Origin of the sequence: Mesorhizobium sp. B2-3-2, from assembly GCF_006442295.1 — a bacterium.
In the GTDB taxonomy this organism is placed as follows: Bacteria; Pseudomonadota; Alphaproteobacteria; order Rhizobiales; family Rhizobiaceae; genus Mesorhizobium.
Genome location: NZ_VFWA01000003.1, coordinates 566,352 through 584,395, shown reverse-complemented (window position 1 = coordinate 584,395; position 18,044 = coordinate 566,352). Strand labels below are relative to the sequence as shown.

The window sequence follows — 18,044 nt, the reverse complement described above, 5'->3', positions numbered from 1 at the left end:
GGTAAGGGGTGAGGCGGGGCAGTGAGGGGCTCAAGTTCCTCGCCCCCGCAAAGGGCGAGGAAGAGGTGGCTCGGCTAAGCCGAGACGGAGAGGGGAACGCCGCACGCGACAGGGCCTGCGACGTGAACCTTTGGAAACCGACAATCTCCAATTGCCCGTTGAAGCCCGCGCCCGCTTCCGCTAAGAAGCCGTGACTTGCCGGTTCACCCGGTTCGTTTTCCGCATCGCCGGAAAGCACCCGTAGCTCAGCTGGATAGAGCGCTGCCCTCCGAAGGCAGAGGTCACAGGTTCGAATCCTGTCGGGTGCGCCAGTTTGAGCCCGGTACAACCCATGAAAGCTGCTCTGCCGACATCTACCCGATTCCCCGACGTTCCCGCAGCCGTTCGACGTCGGATGTCACGTGTCAGGAAGTCTGACACCAAGCCGGAGATGATCGTTCGACAATTGGTCCATGGGCTTGGCTATCGCTTTCGGCTGCATCGCCAAGACTTACCAGGCACGCCGGACTTGACCTTCCCTTCGCGCCGGAAAGTGATCTTTGTTCACGGCTGCTTCTGGCATCGTCATAATTGCCGACTGGGTGGCCGATTGCCTACCACGCGTCCGGAATACTGGCTGCCTAAGCTAAGCCGCAATGTGGACCGAGACCGATCCGTTGAGATTGAGTTGCTTAGCCTAGGATGGAGAGTCCTGGTCATCTGGGAGTGCGAGACAAGAAGCCTAGACGTTATTCGGGACCGGCTGCTGAATTACCTGGACCACAACACTGAGCTCGACAGCCAATGCAATTTGGTGCAGGGTGGTGCGAGGAGGTGCGACAGTGGCTAGATCAACGCAGCAGAAGCGGTTCACGGTATCGGTTGATCAAGCCGACTACGATGCTTTGCGAGAATTGGCCGAAACGCAGAAGCCCCCTTTAAATTTACAATATCTGCTGCGCCTGGCGATCAAGAATTTGCTTGAGCAACACACGGCGAAGCAACTCAGCTTCCCGCTCGATCGGTAGTGCTGATGGCGGCTTTGCGCTTTATCGATCTATTTGCAGGCCTAGGCGGATTTCACCAAGCACTGGCGCGTCTCGGGCATCGTTGCGTTTTTGCCTCCGAACTCGACCCGGTCTTGGCCGACCTTTACCAGCGCAACTTTGACATAAAACCTGTCGGCGACATTCGCAACGCCTATACGGAGGTTCCGCCCCACGACATCCTTTGCGCCGGCTTTCCATGTCAACCCTTCTCGAAGGCCGGCGATCAACTCGGCTTTGACTGTCCGCAGTGGGGCGACCTTTTTGATTATGTAGTCAAGATCATTGAGCGCCACGAGCCGGCGTATGTAATCATTGAGAACGTGCCCAACCTGCTGCGCCACGACGAAGGTAAGACCTGGAGGAAGGTTCACGATCGTCTGTGCGGTCTCGGATATGATGTCGACGCTCGCAAGCTATCGCCGCATATGTTTGGCGTGCCGCAAACGCGTGAGCGCGCAATTATCGTCGGATCGCGAGAAGGGCTGGAATCCTTCCGGTGGCCGGCGCCGACTCACGTCGGGGCCGACCTGGATATCCGCTCGATCCTTGATGAGAACCCGTTTGGTGCTCGCCCTTTGCCGGAGCATTTTGTCCGTTATTTGGAAGCTTGGCAGAAACTCTTGGATGCATTGCCTGCCAAAATAGAGCTACCCTCGTTTCCTATCTGGGCAATGGAGTTTGGCGCAACATATCCGGTTCGTACTGGTTCGCCGGCAGGCCACGGACTGTCGGAGATCCGTTCATTCCGGGGCGCATTTGGTCGAGCGCTCTGTGACCTGACCGACGAGGAAGTGCTGGCTGCATTGCCACCGTATGCGCGCGGCACTGAGCCAAAGTTTCCAGACTGGAAAATTCAGTTCATCGAACAGAATCGTCAATTTTATCGCACACATAAGGCCGTAATCGATCAATGGTTGCCAGCTATCCAAGATTTTGCTCCAAGTTTCCAAAAACTTGAATGGAACTGGAAAGGTGGTCCGCGGAACCTATGGGGGTCGGTTATCCAATTCCGCGCCTCTGGGATCCGCGCGAAGCGGCCCACTGCTGCACCCTCTCTGGTTGCGCTGACGACTAGTCAGGTGCCAGTCATCCCGTGGGAGCGTCGCTACATGACAATGCGGGAATGTGCCCGCTTGCAGAGCATGGGGGACCTCGAGCATCTGCCGAAAGCACAAGGGGCGGCATACAAGGCCCTTGGCAACGCAGTGAACGTGGATGTGATCGAGGCCGTCGCGCACGCGCTGATTGGTCAAGCGCATCGACTAGAGAGGGCCACATCATTAGCGCTGTTCAGCAGCGTACCATCCCAGAGTGACGCTGAATTTATGCATACCGGTTAATCCATGCTGGATATCGCTTGAGCTCACGAAGGACTGAGATTGCTTCGTCTGGCGTGATGGGCCACCTGAAAAGTTCAACATTGCGGATGTCCAGGACGTCCCATGGGAGGGAATGTGGACGAGATCGATAATGGGGAGATCGCGAGGTTCCTGAGCAACCTGTCGAGCCGGACGCAACTCCCCGACCATGTTCGGGCTAAGCCGCCGACGGAATTTTCAGCAGAAGATGTCGGCTTCGACGACAATAGCTGGCTCGCCAGAGTGGTTGAAGTGCAAGGCTGGCTCTGGCTCGACGATCCCTTGAGCACTGACGAAACCGAGTCCGCGATCGCGGCCAAGCTGTTCAACCAACTCGTGCCTGACGCCGAGGAATTGTTATTTAACGTCTCGAATGGCGTTGTTCGCATGACAGAGCAGGGCGTGGAGGCGTTAGAAGGACGGCTTGCTCGCGCCGACGAGCGAAGCGCGCGGTTCGCAGAAGCACTTGATGAGGACGAGTCGCGGAGTTCGGCTTCAGCTGTCTGGGAGCAGGAGTGGGATGAGCCTGAGGTTCGCGAGCCGCCCAACATAAAGGCGACCGTCGACACGCTGCCAATCGTCGAGTTCGTTGGTCATGCGCGAGAGGGCGAGCTTGACCTAAATCCGCCTTATCAGCGCGAGTATATCTGGTCCAATCCGGACTCACAGAAGCTGATCGAGTCCATCCTGCGCGGCATCCCATTGCCTTCGATCATCCTTGCGACTGTCGCGGATGATGACAAGTTGCAGATCGTCGACGGCAAGCAGCGCCTGACCTCGATTTTGCGCTTTGTCGGTGCGCATCCGTCCGCGGTCGCCTTCGCTAAGGAGAAGAACGACCTTGCACTATTTCAACAGAACTATCGTAAATTCGCGAAGAAGCATGCGCTCACCCCAGATGACGTCCGCAGGCATTACCTGCCATTTAAAACGAAGAACTATGAGAAGACAGACCCGCTGAGGGCGCTATCTGGTAAATTCTACGACGAAATTAGAGAAGTGCAGACAGCGATCGGCGGTAAACAGGTTGCCGTGCGAAAGCTGTTTGACTCGAGTTCTTCGCCGTACCGAATTCCTATCTTGCGTTATGAAGACACCGCGGTTCGGGATATCCATCAGGTATTTCGAATTTACAATCAGCAAGGTGTAAAACTGAATGCGGAGGAGATTCGCAACGCAGTTTACAACCACTTAAAAATTGTTCAGTTGATGCTGTTCATCGGCGGCGATCGCGCTGACCGCGCCATGGCAGAATACGCCGTTGAGGCCGGGGTTGATCCGTCCTTCGCATATACCGTCATCGCCGACATGGGCTTCAGCATCGCGCGCTTTCGCCGTACGAAAGTACTGCTCTGGATGCTTGCGGCGCTGCTGCATCCGACCGGCACAGCCGGTAGTTATCGATCGCCTTCGACAGCGAGCCACATCGACAGCTTCCTTGAAGCAATCGACAAAAAGCTTCCACGGCTTCGGGCGACGCAAGTCCTGACCGCGCTCGCGCGCGATTTGGTCGCTGCGATCGAACTCCATGCGGAGGCCGACCGCGCGTGGCATCCGCGCTTTCGCAGTAAGCGCGATTCGGGAACGAAGTGGGAAGAACTCGGCGCGGTCGCGAGCTTAGCGGCGTGCTTTGTTCTCGTTATGTTAGATAAGCAGGATAGCTTGCTTGCCGAAGCCGACGCAATTCGAGCGGTGACGAGAGAGAAGAAGGGTCCCGATAGCACGCAGAATAAAACTCAGTGGGGTCATATCTCCGACTCGCTGCTGAGCATCCTAGAGACACTTGGAGTTACTCCGGCTGAAATGCGGACCACTATGGAAGAGCGGTTTGGAACTTCGGCTGTGGACGGGCTGATTGAACTGCGCGTGTTGGCTGCTGATGCTTGAGCCCGGATCAAGTACAATCACGGTTATTCCGGCTCTGTCCGCCGCATCCAACAAAGATGAGCAGCCGGTCGGATGGTGGGAAGGGTATAGGGCCAATATGGCTCGGCAGCTCTCTCCAACAGCACTCGAGGTGCTGCACGCCGACGCGCGGTACATCGTTGAGAAGGCATTGCCGACATCAGGTGGAAAGATCGACGCTGCTGCCTGGCCAGAGGACGGGCTGCGTACCGGAATGGTGATCGGCTCTGTTCAGTCTGGAAAGACCGCCAGCATGCTGGCGGTCGCAAGTCTCGCTTTGGACCAAGGCGTCGATATCGTTGTGTTGCTGGCGGGTACACGCGTCGGTTTGTGGCTACAGACATATGAGCGAATGCTCAGCCAACTGGACGGCAGCAACCGTGACACAGCCTATGCTCGCGCAAACGTGAGGTTAGTGTTGCCACAGCCTGAAGATGTATTGAGCTCTGACCGCATGGGGCCAACGAGCTATCTAAAGGCCTCGAAGGCGACACTCGCGGTGCGCCAGGGGATACCCATGATTATCGTCGTCCCAAAGCTCGACGAACATCTCCTCCATCTTTCACGTATGCTACGGAGTGTATTGAGCGGGCCAGTTCTTGCCAGTCGTGATCGAGCAACTACCATGTTGGTGCTCGATGACGAAGCCGATGATGCTTCGGTGCTTGATAGTGCGACTTCGGAGAAGGTCACTCCCCGATTCATTGCAGCGCTGTGGAGCGGAGACCATCACCGCTCAGCGTCCCGAGATACGAAGTTGCGAGCGACCTATATTGCCTACACCGCGACGCCGCAGGCGAACTACCTCCAGGAATCCCACAATCCCTTGGCACCTCGAGAGTTTAGCGCTGCGCTGCGGGTTGCGGGCCATGAGGGTGAACTTATGCCTCGCTCGCTCACTTATTGTGAGCCTAGTGGCATCCGGGGCTACTACTGCGGAGGCGACATCTATTACGATGCGACGAGTTTTCTATCTGGGCCACTCACGGTATCGTGGCCGTACCCCGAACTGCAGCCCGGCGAAACCGAGGCGGAACTTGCTGATCGCCGGGAAATGCTGCGCTGGGAGGCTATGTCCGCGGCGCTGCGTAGCTACATGGTCGGGGCCGCGGCGCGACTGCTTATTGAAGGCGGTCGTTTCTCCGATGTTGCGGGCCGCGCCTTTCCTAGCAAAGATGCGCTAAACGCGGCGATGCCTCGCGCGCACACTATGATGTTTCATCCTTCGGTCCGAAAGGACGCTCATTTCGCGGCAGCCGAGGACATTGCGCGATGGTCTCGTGCGCTGCCCGGCCACGAGCGCGAGGTTGAGTTGCCCGAGGCAGAGGACGGGGAGCCCAGCGTAGCGCTCGACCCGCCTGGTTTAGCAATCCGGCTCCAAGCCGAGGAAGAGGCGTGGCGGGCCTGCTATCTAAGCTTCGAGAATTCGCGTCTAGCTCTTTCGAGCTTTCCGCGTGCGGCCTATCCTCGACTCGATGCATCTCGGTGGAATGAGGTTTACGACCTCCTTCTGACCGAGATATTCCCAAATGTGTCACTGCGCGTTCTAAACAGCGATCCTTCGGCGGATGACCGTCCACGCTTCGACGCTGTCGAAGATACCGATGGATGGCATGCACCGGTTGACCTTCTTACTATCTTCGTCGCGGGCAACATCCTTTCGCGAGGCCTCACGGTTGAAGGGCTTGCGACAAGCCTTTTCCTGCGTAGCAGTGCAGAGCCTGCTGCGGACACACAGATGCAGATGCAGCGCTGGTTCGGCTATCGCGGGGCACATTTGCCGTTCTGCCGTGTTTTTCTGCTTGAGGATCAGCTTGCGCTCTTCCGACAGTACAACGTTCGAGACAAGGCGCTAAAGTCGCTGGTGCTCCGGCGCATGGCCCTGCCCAAGGACGAAACCGCTGCCGGAACGCTCATCCTGGAAGGGCTGGAGTTTGTTGCGACGAGCAAGATTGAGACCCGCAAAATTCCACTTAGCCCCGGGCCTAGCCCGCAGATTCGGCTGATTGAGCGCGCCAACCCTAATTTCGCTAGCCACAACACTAACTTACTGACCTCCGCGCTGAAGCGGGGGAATTGGGACGAGATTGACCCCTCTCGCAACGTTGGAAGAATCCGTAGTGAGCCACTCGGGCTTCTTGAGTTGGCCGACCTGCTAGACCAACTTCGTTACACGCGACACGACCCCAGCTTAGGAGATGAACTTAGCCGGCGCTGGACCAGCATCCAGCATAGCCTCGGCTTGACCGACGCGCTGTTCAGGCCGCCAGGGCTAGACCCAAAGCCCTATGCGGTACGCCCCCAGTCTTGTCCCTATGCGATCGCAGCTTACTTGCGACTTTGGCACGCGCTCGCCACCGGGCATCATGCCCCGGGTTTCCACGCCACTGACAAGGCCGATTTGCCTTGGTCACAACTCGATGGCCGTGTTGTGCCGCAATTCTACCTCGCAGTACGGTCAGGCGAAAAGCAATCGACCGATCCGAACCTTCGCACGCTGGGTGTCGGCGCTATGATCCGTGGTATCGGATCACTCGATCGGCTTAACACTCTCTGGGGTAGTCGTGGATACGACAGCAGCGGGTATTATGGTGACCAATTCATCGACTATCACTACCACGGTCGCAAACCGGTCCCTCGGCTGCAAAGCGGGGACGCCTGGCGACCTCGCGGCCATCCCGGGCTTGCACTCTTCCATGTAATTCGTGATGACCAGGGAGGGCCGGACGTGGTCACGCTGGGTCTGGGCCTTCCGCATGGCGGCCCCGACCACATCGCCGCCCTGAGACGCTGATGCAGACCGTATGATGGACTTCGAAACATTGCGCGATCAGTTGTCTACCCTTGAGGTGCCTGCCGGGAACGCACGCCGCCTTATCTGGGTGGTGAATCAGCGCCTTGGCGCAGCAATGACGAACAGCGGCGCCTATGAGATATTCTTGGCAGGCCCGGAACTTTCGGCGGTCCAGCCTCTGGTCGCACGTCACCTCCAGTACGATCGTTGGGAACCTAGTGACGGCGCTCCAGCGTTTGCGGCTACGCGCGTTCTCCTCGGTTCTGCGACCCATTTCGCCGCGGTGGCGACGCTGATCGTAACCGAACTGGCGCGCCTAGACCTTTCTACGGATCCGGCGATGCAGGCAGCGTTTAACGAGGTCGAGCCGATCATCGAACTGGCGATCAGGCGCGGGACGTTGTCGACCGAGACATTGCTTGGCCTGGTGGCTGAACTCCAAGTACTTCGTGTCGCCCTACTCGCAACCCCAATGGCAAAGCGGCCGACCGTGTTGCTGGGTTGGCGTGGCTGGACCCAGGGGCGTGACTTCGTAATGGGGCGACATGCGCTTGAGATCAAAGCAACGCTCGGTGACACCTCTCGCCATGCGTTTAGTGGGGTCCACCAACTCGAAGCTCAGCCGCTGCCCGATGGTAGTCAGGAAATGTTGCACCTGATGAGCTTCGGCTTGGCCGAAGTCGACAAAGGGGGACAAGATCTCCCCGAATTGGTTGACGACATCGCGTCTCTGCTCGATGATGGCAGCACCCAAGGAGGAGGCGCGCGCGCTCAGTTCTTTGGGATGATTCGGGAATATGGCGGACCAGGCGCACCCGGCTACGACCACGACACGATGAGAAGCTGGAGCGTCTATCAGGCACGACACGTGATCACTTTCACGAGGCTCTATTCAGTAGATGACCCTGAAATGCGACTCCTCACCAGCGCGCTCATCGGTCAGACCTTTGTAGTTCCCGGCAGCGTGAACTTTGAATTGCAGCTACCAACACGCGTTTCTACCTTCAACCCCGCGGCAAACTGGCAGACCGAAGTCGCTTCGATGCTCGCATGATAAGTCAAGGGGCGCTTCGGAATCTTTGGCAGGCGCACGGCAGTGCGTGCGAGCCGCTGGTCTGCAACCGCTAAATCTAGCACAACCCGCGCCTCCTAAATCCACCCAGCCTGCTCAAAAAACCCAGGCACATCATCCAGCCCCCGCGCGACCGCGTCCGGCTCATAGTCCGCCGGCGGCTTTCGTCCCGTCCCGCGATCGACCCAGACCGCGCGAAAATGCAGGTCGCGGGCGGCGGTCAGGTCGAGGTGCGGGCTGGCGCAGATGTGGACCAGATCGTCCCTGGTCACGCCAAGGGCGCGCCAGGCGTGTTCGAAGATCTGCCGCGACGGCTTGTAGGCCTGCGCCTGTTGCGCCGTGATGACCTGGTCGATGGCGCCGCCCAGCTGCGCGACGTTGCCGGCGATGATGGCGTCATCGGTGTTGGAGATGATCGCCAGCCTGAAGCCGGCCTGCTTCAGCTTTTGCAGCGTCGCGACGACCTCCGGGAAAGGCGGCATGCGGCCGATCGAGGTTGTCAGCAGTTCGGCGTCGCCGGCTTCCGCTTCCAGCGAAAAGTCGCGCATCGCCAGATGCAGCGCTTTGGCCGTCACCTCGGCGAATGAGAGGTGCGGCCTGGTATGCTCGAGCTGGTGTTCGTGCCGGTCGTAGACCGGGATGAATGTCTCAGCCTCGATCCTGCGGCCCTTGCGCGACAGGATCGTCTCCATCGCCGCCATCAGCCCCTCATCCCACTGGATCAGCGTTCCGTAGCAGTCGAAAGTAAGCCAGGTCGGGCGCGGTCCGGTGAGTGCCATTCGGAAACCTTTTGCGGAAGACGTCGGGAGCCCCGGAGACACCTTAGACCACCGCGCGCTTTTATCCAGATGCAGGATTCTCCGCATTGGACGGCCGCCCTCTCGGCCGTCGAGATCATCTTTGCCGCGTCCCGGCACCGTAAGCACCGGGAAGCCGCGCTCGCGCCGCAGGCAGGCCGATTGCGCCCATCTACCAACCACGCCTATGCACTCGCCGTCAGGGTAGAAATCTGGTCGGTGTCGTAGCGGTCCCGCAGCTCGGCAAGCGCCTTCGGATCCGGGGAGCCTGTTGCGGCCAGCCTGGCAAGTTCCTCGAAATAATGCTCGTGCCCGGGCGGCGAGACGGTCATCAGCACGCGGGCCGGCTTTTCGCCGACATTGGTGATGTTGTGCTGCACGCCAGGCGGAATGAACAGGAAGGTGCCGGGGGTCGCGCGGATCACCTTTCCGCCGACGTGCCAGACACATTCGCCGTCAAGCACATAGAAGGTTTCTTCCTGCACGCGATGCACATGCAGGCCGGTGGCGAAGCCGGCCGGTATGGTCCAGTCGAACATGCTCGTGTGTCTGGTATCCCCGCCGGTGACGAGGAACACCATCGGCTGGCCACGCAGCATTACCCCCTTGTTCTCGTCGGGCATGCGGATGACAGGGGCGGCGCTCATTTGATCCTCCATCGGTTCGCTGCGTTTCCCGCAGCCACCGGCGCAGAATGCCTCTACCCGGCCGGCCAGTCGTGAAGCCGTTGCGAAATCATTGCGAAAAGATTGCAAACGGTATCTCCTCCGGAAATGGCAACGAGCCTCGCCTTTGGCCCTTTTCGCATCGACGGCGGAGCCGGGATCCTGTTCCACGGCGAGCAGCCGACGCCGCTCGGCCAACGCGCGGTCGCGCTGCTGGCGCTGCTTGTCGAACGCACGGGCAAGCCGGTTTCGAAGCAGGCGCTGATCGAGGCCGCGTGGCCCGGGCAAGCGATCGAGGACAGCAATCTGACGGTGCAGATCGCGGCGGCCAGGCGGATGCTCGAGAACGCGGCCGGCGGCGGAAGCTGGATCGAGACGCTGCCACGGCACGGCTATCGCTATGTCGGGCCACAGGTCGCGATCGGTGGTCTGGGGCCGGAGGCGCCTACGCTCACATGGCCCGGCAAGCCTTCGATCGCGGTTCTGCCGTTCTCGAACCTGAGCGGCGATCCGGAGCAGGACTATTTCGCCGACGGCATAGTCGACGACATCATCACCGGCCTGGCGCGCATCAACTGGCTGTTCGTCATCGCCCGCAACTCCTCCTTCACCTACAAGGGGCGCGCGGTGGATGTGAAGCAGGTCGGCCGCGAGCTCGGCGTCCGCTATGTGCTCGAAGGCAGCGTGCGCAGGGCCGGCGGCAGCGTGCGCGTGACCGGCCAGATGATTGACACCTCGACCGGCGCCCACATATGGGCCGAGCGCTTCGACCGCGCCTCCGCCGATATTTTCGCGCTGCAGGATGAGATCGCCCTTGCGGCCGTCGGCGCGATCGCGCCGAGCCTGCGGCGTGTCGAAATCGAGAGGGTGAAGCGCAAGCGTCCCGACAGTCTCGATGCCTACGACCTCGTGCTGCGGGCCCAGCCGGACGTGGATTCCGGCATGCCCGAGCGGGTTGCGCAAGCGCTTGTGCTGCTCGAACGCGCCATCGAACTCGAACCGACCTATGCGCTTGCCCACGGCAACGCCGCCATGTGCCGCCATTGCCTGTTCCTTCGCGCCGGCCTGCGGGAAGCCGATCGCGAGGCTTCGATCCGCCATGCCCGGCTGGCCATCCTGCACGGACAGGACGACGCGGCCGCGCTTACCCTTGCGGGGTTTTCGATCGGCATGGATGGACATGACCGCAAGGCCGCCTTCACCGCTTTGGAAGCCGCGCTCGCCGTCAGCCCGTCATCCGCCCTGACCTACATTCTGGGCAGCGTCATCCTCGGCTGGAGCGGCGAAGCCGAGCAAGCCATCGAGTGGAGCGAGCGCGGGATGCGGCTAAGCCCCTTCGACCCATGGGCCTTCGCCGCCTTCGATGCGCAGGCGATGAGCCATTTGCTGCGCGGTCGCTACGACGAGGCCTGCCGCGCCGCATACAGGTCCGTTCAGGCCAATCCCGCCCACAGCATCACCTATGTGCAATTGGCCGCCGCCCTGGCCAAGCTCGGCCGGCTGGAAGAGGCGGCGGCGGCAGCGGCGCGGGTGCGTGAGCTGCACCCGACGTTTCGCTACAGCCGGCAGTTCGCCGCCGTACACTGCGCCCCAGCGCTCTCGCAATGCCTCGGCGAGGCGCTGCAGGCCGCCGGTTTGCCGCAATAGGGCGGCTCTCGGTCCGTTTACCGCACCAAGCCCCTGCAAGCCCAGGCCACGTTCGCGAATGACCGCGGCCCATCCGGCCGGCCTGCCTCATAGGCATCGCGGACGGCGGCCTCGGTGCGCGACCGCTCGGCTGGGTCGAGCGTCATCATGTATCTGCCGAGCGGCCCTTCGCCGGCGCCGATCGGCGCCCAGTAGTCGTCGAAGTCCCGGTAGTCCATGCGGATCATCAGCTCGGTTTCGGTGACGTCGGCCAGCTCCTGCTCGATAAAAGTCCGCTTCATTTCGCCGGGCTGCATCATCGGCTGGAAGCAATAGCGGCTGCGCATCTGGCGTCCGCCTTCGCTGAGCGCGGCCGCCGTGTCGATCATCATGCGCATGCCGGGCATGCCGCCGAGATGGTCCCACACGACGGCCGCGACCACGCCGCCCGGCCGCACCACGCGGCGCATCTCGCCCACCGCCTTGCCGGCCTCCGGCACGAAATGGAGCACGAGCAGCGCCAGCGCGCGGTCGAAACGATCGTCGGCAAATGGCAAGGCGGTGGCGTCGGCCTGCTGGATCTCGATGCGCGGATCGCTGTTGCGCCGCTGTGCCGCCTCGACGAAGACAGGCGAAAAGTCGATTGCCGTGATCGCCGCGAGGTCGGTGGATTTCGCCAGCTCGAAGGTCAGGCTGCCGGTGCCGCAGCCGACGTCGAGGATCTTTTCGCCGCGGGCAAGCCCGGCGAAGTCGATGAATTTGGGCGCGAGCTTGCGGCTCCAGCGGCCCATGAGCTGCTCATATCCGGATGCATCGTGAACGGTGAAGCTTGAGGTCATCTCGCTCTCCCTGCGCTGAAGAGGCGAGGCTAGGCTAATTCCGGGAAAAGTGTGAGGCGGTTTTCCGTCCGTGGTCGCATGACCTGCCTTCGACGAATGGCTAGTGCTTGGGCGTGGGCTCCGCGCGGTTTAGCCCTCACTGGCGGGTCAACATCGCCCAGCTCCGCCTTTCGGTGGGTGCCTGGGCGAGCGAGGCCGCTTCGACCGCGCCGGTTCCCGGCCCGCAGATCCGCGCCTCGCCAGCCCGTTCGGCATCCTGGCGCGACGGGGCCGGCCGAACGCCCGGCCTCAGGGCCGCACGGCGGTCACTTCGATTTCGACCAGGAAGCCGGGGCCGGCGAGGCCCGCGACCTGCACCACCGAACGCGTCGGCAGGTTCGGCTGGTCCTTGGTGCCGAAAAACTTCGTGTAGCCTTTCATGAAGCCGGCGAAATCCATCTTGCCGCCCTTGGCGGGATCGCCGACCAGGAAGACCTGCATCTTGACGACGTCGCCCATCTTCAGGCCGAGATCGGCCAGCGTCTTGTCGATGGACTTCAGCACCGAGCCGGTCTGGGCCTCGGTGTCGCCATAGGCGGCGACCGTTGCCTTGTCGGCCTTCTCGTCGATAACCGACGGCACGGCGCCGCTGAGATAGACCGTGGTCTTGCCGGCCGGCACCTCGACGGCGCGCAGGATCGGAAAATCCGAATTCGGAATCTTGTGGCGAACGACGTCGTCGGCCAGCGCGGCGCCTGCCGCCAGCATTCCCGCCGCCAGCACGGCGGCCCCGATCCATGATTTCCCGATCGATGGTTTCATGACCCGTTTCCTTCTGTTCGAGAGGGCGGCGAGCGCCGGAATGCCCGCCGCGCGGTTTGCGTTGCCGCATGTGCGGGCGACATCCGCCAATCAGCGGACATCCTTTACGTCCTGCGCCGTCACGGCATCCTTGTAGTCGTTGCCGAAATGCGTCCTGACATAGTTGACCACGGCAGCGACCTGGTCGTCGCTCATCATCTGCCCCACCGGCGGCATGCCGTTTTGCCCGTGCAGGACGAGGGTTACGGGATAGCCGCCGGTCTCCAGGTTCTTGTTCTTGGCCAGCGCCGGATAGTGGCCGGCGCCGACCGCGCCTTGCCCCTTGTCCAGGTGGCAGGCGGCGCAGACATTGGCATAGAGCGCCGCGCCATCCTTTTCGGTGAAATTATCGCCCTGGCTGAACGTGACGCCGGCCGAATCGGCGAACGCGCCGGGGGCCGTGAACGCCATGGCGGCGGCCATGGCGGCGATGAGACCGCTGGTTCTTTTGAAGGAGCTGCTCATGATGGGATGCCTCGCGGGATACGGGGTGAACGAAGGGATCGGCATGGCCTCATCCCTGCATGACGCGCTGGTGCAGGCGGGTGATGGCGTTGAGCGAGGACAGGATCGCGCCCTCCTGCCAGGCGGGAATGTAGGAGGCATGCTCGCCGGCCAGCACGATGCGGCCGTCGATCTGGCACAGATTGTCATAATGCTCCTTGCGCGCCTCTTCGGTCCAGTCGCCCGCGCAGCCAAGCGTGAAGGGCGAGCGGTGCCATGCCCAGGAAACGCCGGTCTCGAACTCCTGCTTGTATTGCGGGTGAAGCTGCGCGCCGTATTCCACCGCCTTCTGCACGCGCTCCTGCGGGGTCATGGCGGTGAATTCGTAGGAGTTCGGTCCGTTCCATGTGTAGCAGCCGAGCAGCACGCCCTTGCCGCCGGCATTGAAGCCGGTGCTGGGATAGGAGATCTGCGAGATCGGCAGGTTGGTATAGCTGACGCCGCCGAAGATCGATTCGTCCTCCTCCCAGAAACGGCGCTTCATCTGCAGGCCGACCTTGACCGAGGACGCATAGGGCACCGCCCCGATCGCCGCCTGCATGGCGCCGCCGACCTGGATTTCGATCTGGCTGAGGATGGTGAGCGGAATGGTGCACACGCACCAGTCGGCGCTGGCCTCCTGGGCGGCGCCGGGGTTTCTCGCGTCCTCATAGGTCACCGTCACACCCTTGTCGTTCTGGGCGATCTTGGTGACCTTGGCATTGTAGGTGATGAGGTCGCCGACCTGCTTGGCGAAGGCTTCGCCGATCCTGCCCATGCCGCCGACCGGCTGGAACATGGTCGTCTGGAATTCGTAGAGCGAGAAGTTGGCGAGGCTGCCCCACAGGCGCGAATTCAGCACGTCGGACGCGCTGAGGACCTGACCCGCCACCGGCTCGGCGCCGATGCCGCCGCCCGGCTCCTTCTCGTAGCCGCGGAACTCGGCGGTCGCGAGGCTGGATTTGTAGCTGTAGTCCTTGTCCAGCGCCCCCCAGGACTGCAGCGCCTCGAGCAGCACCTCCTGGTCCTCCTTGGAGACGAGGCCTTCCAGCTGGCCCTTCTTGGCCGCCTTGGCCAGCAACTCCGAAGTGTGGCCCTTGAAGTCGGTCTGGATCTCGCGCACGCGCTTCGGCTTGCCGCCGAAGGCCTCCGTCGAATGCAGCAGGGCGTTGTGGTTGGTCTGCTGGAACGGCTCCAGCGTCACCCCGAGCCTCCGGCAATAGGCCAACAGCCCGTTGTGATGGTAAGGGATGCGCCAGGGGCCGGGATTGAGGTAGAGCCCCTCGTCGAACTCGCATTTCTGCGTGTAGCCGCCGAGTTCGGTGACGGTGTCGCCCCCGCGTATCGTCCAGTTGCGGCCGCCGGCGCGGGCATTGTATTCGAGGATCTTCACCTTGTAGCCGGCCTGGCGCAGTTCCAGCGCCGCCAGCATGCCGGCCAGGCCGGCGCCCAGGACGAGCACCGAAGCGCCCTTCGGGTCGCCTTCGAGCTTGATAGGTCCTTTGTAATCGGACTCTGCCGCCAGTCCCATGCTGGTCATGGCCTGGTACATTGCGGCGCTGCCCGCCGTGATGCCGATCATTTTGAGAAGGTCGCGCCGGCGCATGCCGGCAAGGGATTGTTCGAGCTGCATGTTCGTCTCCTCGATCGGCGGCACGCCGCGATCCGTCATGCCGCCTGTTGCCGCCGCAAGCTCGAGGCGAGCCCGGTGGACGACGCAAGGCTATGCCTCCAGCCCAGTCTGTTCAACCAACACGCCGCGCTTGGAACAAATGTCCTCGAACCTTGGCGCAATAGGGCACTCGCGGCGTCGCCGGCCGGCATTTCTCACGCCTTCGCGGCCTCGGGGCCGGCGGCCCGACCGCTTGCTGTGCCAATTGAAAGGGCATGCCTGGCCGGCCCCGACAGCGGGAAAGTCCAGCGGAAATCCCATGGCCGGCCGGCGCTCGCGGCGCCGGGTTTCATGGTCCGAATGTCTGCCTTGTCGGTCGGGCGGTCAGCCTGCCACGGCCCGCACGCTCTCCCTCTCCACCAGCGGACATTCCAGCTTGGTGATCGGATAGCGCCCCCGTCCCACCGCTGCCGGCGCTTCGAGCTGTTCGATCGCCCATTGGCCCATCGCCATATGCGGCAGGATCGAGGTGGTGAGCGGCGGGAACAGATGCCTGGCGATTTCCTCGTCGTCATAGCCGACGACCGAAATGTCCTGCGGGATGTGCAGGCCGGCTTCCTTCAGGGCTTCGTAGCAGCCGATCGCCGTGCGGTCGTTCTGGCAGAAGATGGCGGTCGGGCGGTCCTTCAGCGCCAGGAGCTTGACGGTCGCGGCATAGCCGGCGCTGGCCGACCAGTCGCCCTCGACCACCAGTTCGGGATCGAAGGGGATGTCGGCGGTGGCGAGCGCGCGGCGGTAGCCTTTCAGCCGGTCCTGTGCTGCCTGCATCCAGGGCTCGCCGGTGATGGTGGCGATGCGGCGGTGGCCGTGGCTGATCAGGTGCCGGGTGGAGCTCTGGCCGCCGGCGATCTCGGAGGGCACCACGGCGGGGAAGGCATAATCCGACGTGTAGCAGTTGAGCAGGATCACCGGGATGTCGAGGCTGTAGAGGAAATCGGGCGCCGTGATCTCGCGGGTGAAGATGGTCATGTAGATCAGCGCCGAAATGCCCCGCCGGGTCAGCGCCTCTATGGCGCGCGGCTCCATCACGGCGTCGCCCATCGTCTGCGCCACCAGAAGCACGTTGCCGGCGTTCCACGAGGCTTGGCGCGCGCCCTCGATGGCGACGACGGCTTCCGGGCTGGTGGCGAGCTGGTCGACGGCAAAGCCGATCACCCCGTCCAGCCCGTCGAAGGCGGCAGCCGGCGTCTTCAGTGCCGAGAAGGCCGGCGCGCTGTAGCCCAATGTGCGGGCCGCCTCGATCACCCGCTCGCGGGTCTGCCGCGACAGTTTTATGCCAGGCGAATTGTTGAGCACGAAGGAAACAGTCGCCTGCGAGCAGCCTGCGGCGCGCGCAATGTCGGTCATGGTGACCCGGCCCTTGGGCTTCACCGGCGCCTTGCGGCGCCTTGCCGTCGCGATATCAGTGGTCTCGCTCATTCTGTTCGTGTTCCCCGGCCTGTCCGGCCTGCCCGGCGACCATCAAGGCCGCGTCGGTTTATAGAAATATCGCCTGACTTATATCTATTAGCGGGCGACCGGTCTACTGGCTAGGCGGCTCAGGCAGCTTAAATCATAGCATATGAGCCGATTATCCCCTTTTGCGCCAAGCCATTGCATTCTCGGCAAGCCCGGCGGCCGCACCGCCGGCGCGGTCGCCATCGCCCGCTAAACTAATACCGTTTACTAATACGAAAATGCGCTGTAACGTCGGTCCGTCGCGTTCGATTTCCCTGGGGCGCGGTGCATGCGAATGGCCCGATGGCAAGCGGATAGTACCCCGCGAAGCCTTGTCGCGGACATGTGATATGTCAGACAAATCGGACTATTTACGAACGGGGGATGAGTCTCTAAAGTCCGTCGCCGTGGCTGGAACGACGCCATCTTCAGTGCCGGGAACCCTTGAGGAGGAGGGCGTCCAAGCCGCGAACGGCAAATCAGACAAGTGCAGGATCGGCCGGTCCGACGACCGGCCAAAACGGGAGGTTGAACATGAAATCCTTGATACGCAATGCATCCGTGGCCACCGCGGCGCTGCTGCTCGGCCTGACGGCGAGCACGATCGCGCGCGCCGACGACAAGCCGACGCTGGCCTTCGTGGTCAACGGCGCTTCCGACTTCTGGAAGGCGGCCGAGGCCGGCGTCAAGAAGGCGCAGGGCGAACTGCCCGACTACAATCTCGAGCTGAAATATCCCGAGCAGTCCTCGGTCGCCATCCAGCAGCGGCTAATGGACGATCTGGTCACCGCCGGCGTCAAGGGCATCATGGTCTCGGCCGTCGATCCCAAGACCTCGACCGACGGGCTGAACAAGATCGCGTCGGAAACAGCACTGTTCACCACCGACTCCGACGCCCCGCAGACCAAGCGCGTCGCCTATATCGGCTCGTCCAATGTCGATGCCGGCAAGCAGGCGGCCGAGATCGCCAAGAAGGCGATGCCGAATGGCGGCAAATGCCTCGGCTTCGTCGGCCTGCTCGGCGCCGACAACGCCAAGGAGCGCATCCAGGGCATGAAGGATGGCCTGGCCGGCACCAAGATCGAACTCGTCGACGTGCGCGGCGACGACATCGACCAGGCCCGCGCCAAGAAGAATGTCGAGGACGCGCTGGTCGCCAGCCCCGACGTCACCTGCATGGTCGGCTTCTACTCCTACAACACGCCGCGCATCTATGAAGCCCTGCGCGACGCCGGCAAGCTCGGCTCGATCACCGTCGTCGGCTTCGACGACGATCCGATCACGCTGGGCGGCGTCAAGGAAGGCACCATTGCCGCCACCGTCGTGCAGCAACCCTTCGAGTGGGCCTATCAGGGCATGAAGCTGATGGCGTCCTACCTCAAGGGCGACAAGTCGGGCATCCCGGCCAACGGCCTCATCATCATCCCGACCAAGATCATCGGCAAGGATGACGTCGACGCCTACGCCGCCAATCTGAAGGCGATGGCTGGAAATTAAGACCGAAGGCAGTTCAGCCGGCTCAACGTCG

Annotated in this window: 15 protein-coding genes and 1 tRNA gene; 9 read left to right on the top strand and 7 right to left on the bottom strand. The window is 62.1% G+C overall.

What is annotated here, in order from left to right:
* Positions 1-234 precede the first annotated feature (234 nt).
* The 7 genes from FJ964_RS11465 to FJ964_RS11435 all read left to right on the top strand — a co-directional run bounded on the left by FJ964_RS11465 (position 235) and on the right by FJ964_RS11435 (position 8,139).
* A tRNA-Arg gene (locus FJ964_RS11465) sits at positions 235-311 on the top strand.
* A gap of 20 nt (positions 312-331) precedes the next feature.
* A complete protein-coding gene (locus FJ964_RS11460) occupies positions 332-829 on the top strand; it encodes a very short patch repair endonuclease (RefSeq protein ID WP_140550477.1) in 498 nt (165 codons plus the stop codon).
* Positions 822-1,007: a ribbon-helix-helix protein, CopG family gene (locus tag FJ964_RS11455; RefSeq protein WP_181172436.1), complete on the top strand. Its 186-nt coding sequence runs from the start codon at positions 822-824 to the stop codon at positions 1,005-1,007. The genes FJ964_RS11460 and FJ964_RS11455 overlap by 8 nt, the downstream gene beginning before the upstream one ends.
* Before the next feature lie 5 nt (positions 1,008-1,012).
* The gene (dcm, locus tag FJ964_RS11450; protein WP_140550475.1) at positions 1,013-2,368 is read left to right on the top strand and encodes a DNA (cytosine-5-)-methyltransferase; all 1,356 of its coding nucleotides are present in this window, start codon (positions 1,013-1,015) and stop codon (positions 2,366-2,368) included.
* A gap of 114 nt (positions 2,369-2,482) precedes the next feature.
* Entirely contained in the window at positions 2,483-4,273 is a 1,791-nt protein-coding gene (locus FJ964_RS11445; protein ID WP_181172435.1) for a DUF262 domain-containing protein, read from the top strand.
* Positions 4,274-4,370: 97 nt separating this feature from the next.
* The gene (locus FJ964_RS11440) at positions 4,371-7,085 is read left to right on the top strand and encodes a Z1 domain-containing protein (RefSeq protein WP_181172434.1); all 2,715 of its coding nucleotides are present in this window, start codon (positions 4,371-4,373) and stop codon (positions 7,083-7,085) included.
* 10 nt (positions 7,086-7,095) lie between these two features.
* Positions 7,096-8,139 carry a PD-(D/E)XK motif protein gene (locus FJ964_RS11435; RefSeq protein WP_140550472.1) on the top strand — a complete coding sequence of 348 codons (1,044 nt, stop codon included), beginning with the start codon at positions 7,096-7,098 and terminating at the stop codon, positions 8,137-8,139.
* A gap of 95 nt (positions 8,140-8,234) precedes the next feature.
* On the opposite strand, the gene FJ964_RS11430 is transcribed toward FJ964_RS11435, so the two are convergent.
* Both FJ964_RS11430 and FJ964_RS11425 read right to left on the bottom strand, forming a co-directional pair.
* Positions 8,235-8,936: a haloacid dehalogenase type II gene (locus FJ964_RS11430; protein ID WP_140550471.1), complete on the bottom strand. Its 702-nt coding sequence runs from the start codon at positions 8,934-8,936 to the stop codon at positions 8,235-8,237.
* A 203-nt stretch (positions 8,937-9,139) separates the two neighbouring features.
* Positions 9,140-9,601: a cupin domain-containing protein gene (locus FJ964_RS11425; RefSeq protein ID WP_140550470.1), complete on the bottom strand. Its 462-nt coding sequence runs from the start codon at positions 9,599-9,601 to the stop codon at positions 9,140-9,142.
* 126 nt (positions 9,602-9,727) lie between these two features.
* Here FJ964_RS11425 and FJ964_RS11420 point away from each other — a divergent pair, with 126 nt between their 5' ends.
* Positions 9,728-11,266: a winged helix-turn-helix domain-containing tetratricopeptide repeat protein gene (locus FJ964_RS11420; RefSeq protein ID WP_140550469.1), complete on the top strand. Its 1,539-nt coding sequence runs from the start codon at positions 9,728-9,730 to the stop codon at positions 11,264-11,266.
* A 17-nt stretch (positions 11,267-11,283) separates the two neighbouring features.
* Here FJ964_RS11420 and FJ964_RS11415 read toward each other — a convergent pair whose 3' ends face one another.
* From FJ964_RS11415 to FJ964_RS11395, 5 genes are all read right to left on the bottom strand, one after another.
* Positions 11,284-12,084 carry a class I SAM-dependent methyltransferase gene (locus FJ964_RS11415; RefSeq protein WP_140550468.1) on the bottom strand — a complete coding sequence of 267 codons (801 nt, stop codon included), beginning with the start codon at positions 12,082-12,084 and terminating at the stop codon, positions 11,284-11,286.
* Positions 12,085-12,372: 288 nt separating this feature from the next.
* The gene (locus FJ964_RS11410; RefSeq protein WP_140550467.1) at positions 12,373-12,885 is read right to left on the bottom strand and encodes a RidA family protein; all 513 of its coding nucleotides are present in this window, start codon (positions 12,883-12,885) and stop codon (positions 12,373-12,375) included.
* A gap of 90 nt (positions 12,886-12,975) precedes the next feature.
* Positions 12,976-13,389, bottom strand: a complete 414-nt coding sequence (locus FJ964_RS11405; RefSeq protein WP_224713386.1) for a cytochrome c — start codon at positions 13,387-13,389, stop codon at positions 12,976-12,978.
* Between the two features lie 49 nt (positions 13,390-13,438).
* A complete protein-coding gene (locus tag FJ964_RS11400) occupies positions 13,439-15,013 on the bottom strand; it encodes a flavin monoamine oxidase family protein (protein WP_140550505.1) in 1,575 nt (524 codons plus the stop codon).
* Positions 15,014-15,403: 390 nt separating this feature from the next.
* On the bottom strand, positions 15,404-16,498 hold the full coding sequence (locus FJ964_RS11395; protein ID WP_181172432.1) for a LacI family DNA-binding transcriptional regulator: 1,095 nt from the start codon (positions 16,496-16,498) through the stop codon (positions 15,404-15,406).
* A gap of 552 nt (positions 16,499-17,050) precedes the next feature.
* Between FJ964_RS11395 and FJ964_RS11390 the strand changes: the two genes are divergently transcribed.
* A complete protein-coding gene (locus tag FJ964_RS11390; RefSeq protein WP_140550466.1) occupies positions 17,051-18,013 on the top strand; it encodes a sugar-binding protein in 963 nt (320 codons plus the stop codon).
* Positions 18,014-18,044: the final 31 nt, after the last annotated feature.

Coding starts and splice junctions, on each gene's coding strand:
- FJ964_RS11460 (WP_140550477.1), top strand. CDS start 332: ATGAAAGCTGCTCTGCCGACATCTACCCGATTCCCCGACGTTCCCGCA.
- dcm (WP_140550475.1), top strand. CDS start 1,013: ATGGCGGCTTTGCGCTTTATCGATCTATTTGCAGGCCTAGGCGGATTT.
- FJ964_RS11440 (WP_181172434.1), top strand. CDS start 4,371: ATGGCTCGGCAGCTCTCTCCAACAGCACTCGAGGTGCTGCACGCCGAC.
- FJ964_RS11435 (WP_140550472.1), top strand. CDS start 7,096: ATGATGGACTTCGAAACATTGCGCGATCAGTTGTCTACCCTTGAGGTG.
- FJ964_RS11430 (WP_140550471.1), bottom strand. CDS start 8,936: ATGGCACTCACCGGACCGCGCCCGACCTGGCTTACTTTCGACTGCTAC.
- FJ964_RS11425 (WP_140550470.1), bottom strand. CDS start 9,601: ATGAGCGCCGCCCCTGTCATCCGCATGCCCGACGAGAACAAGGGGGTA.
- FJ964_RS11420 (WP_140550469.1), top strand. CDS start 9,728: ATGGCAACGAGCCTCGCCTTTGGCCCTTTTCGCATCGACGGCGGAGCC.
- FJ964_RS11415 (WP_140550468.1), bottom strand. CDS start 12,084: ATGACCTCAAGCTTCACCGTTCACGATGCATCCGGATATGAGCAGCTC.
- FJ964_RS11410 (WP_140550467.1), bottom strand. CDS start 12,885: ATGAAACCATCGATCGGGAAATCATGGATCGGGGCCGCCGTGCTGGCG.
- FJ964_RS11405 (WP_224713386.1), bottom strand. CDS start 13,389: ATGAGCAGCTCCTTCAAAAGAACCAGCGGTCTCATCGCCGCCATGGCC.
- FJ964_RS11400 (WP_140550505.1), bottom strand. CDS start 15,013: ATGCGCCGGCGCGACCTTCTCAAAATGATCGGCATCACGGCGGGCAGC.
- FJ964_RS11395 (WP_181172432.1), bottom strand. CDS start 16,498: ATGAGCGAGACCACTGATATCGCGACGGCAAGGCGCCGCAAGGCGCCG.
- FJ964_RS11390 (WP_140550466.1), top strand. CDS start 17,051: ATGAAATCCTTGATACGCAATGCATCCGTGGCCACCGCGGCGCTGCTG.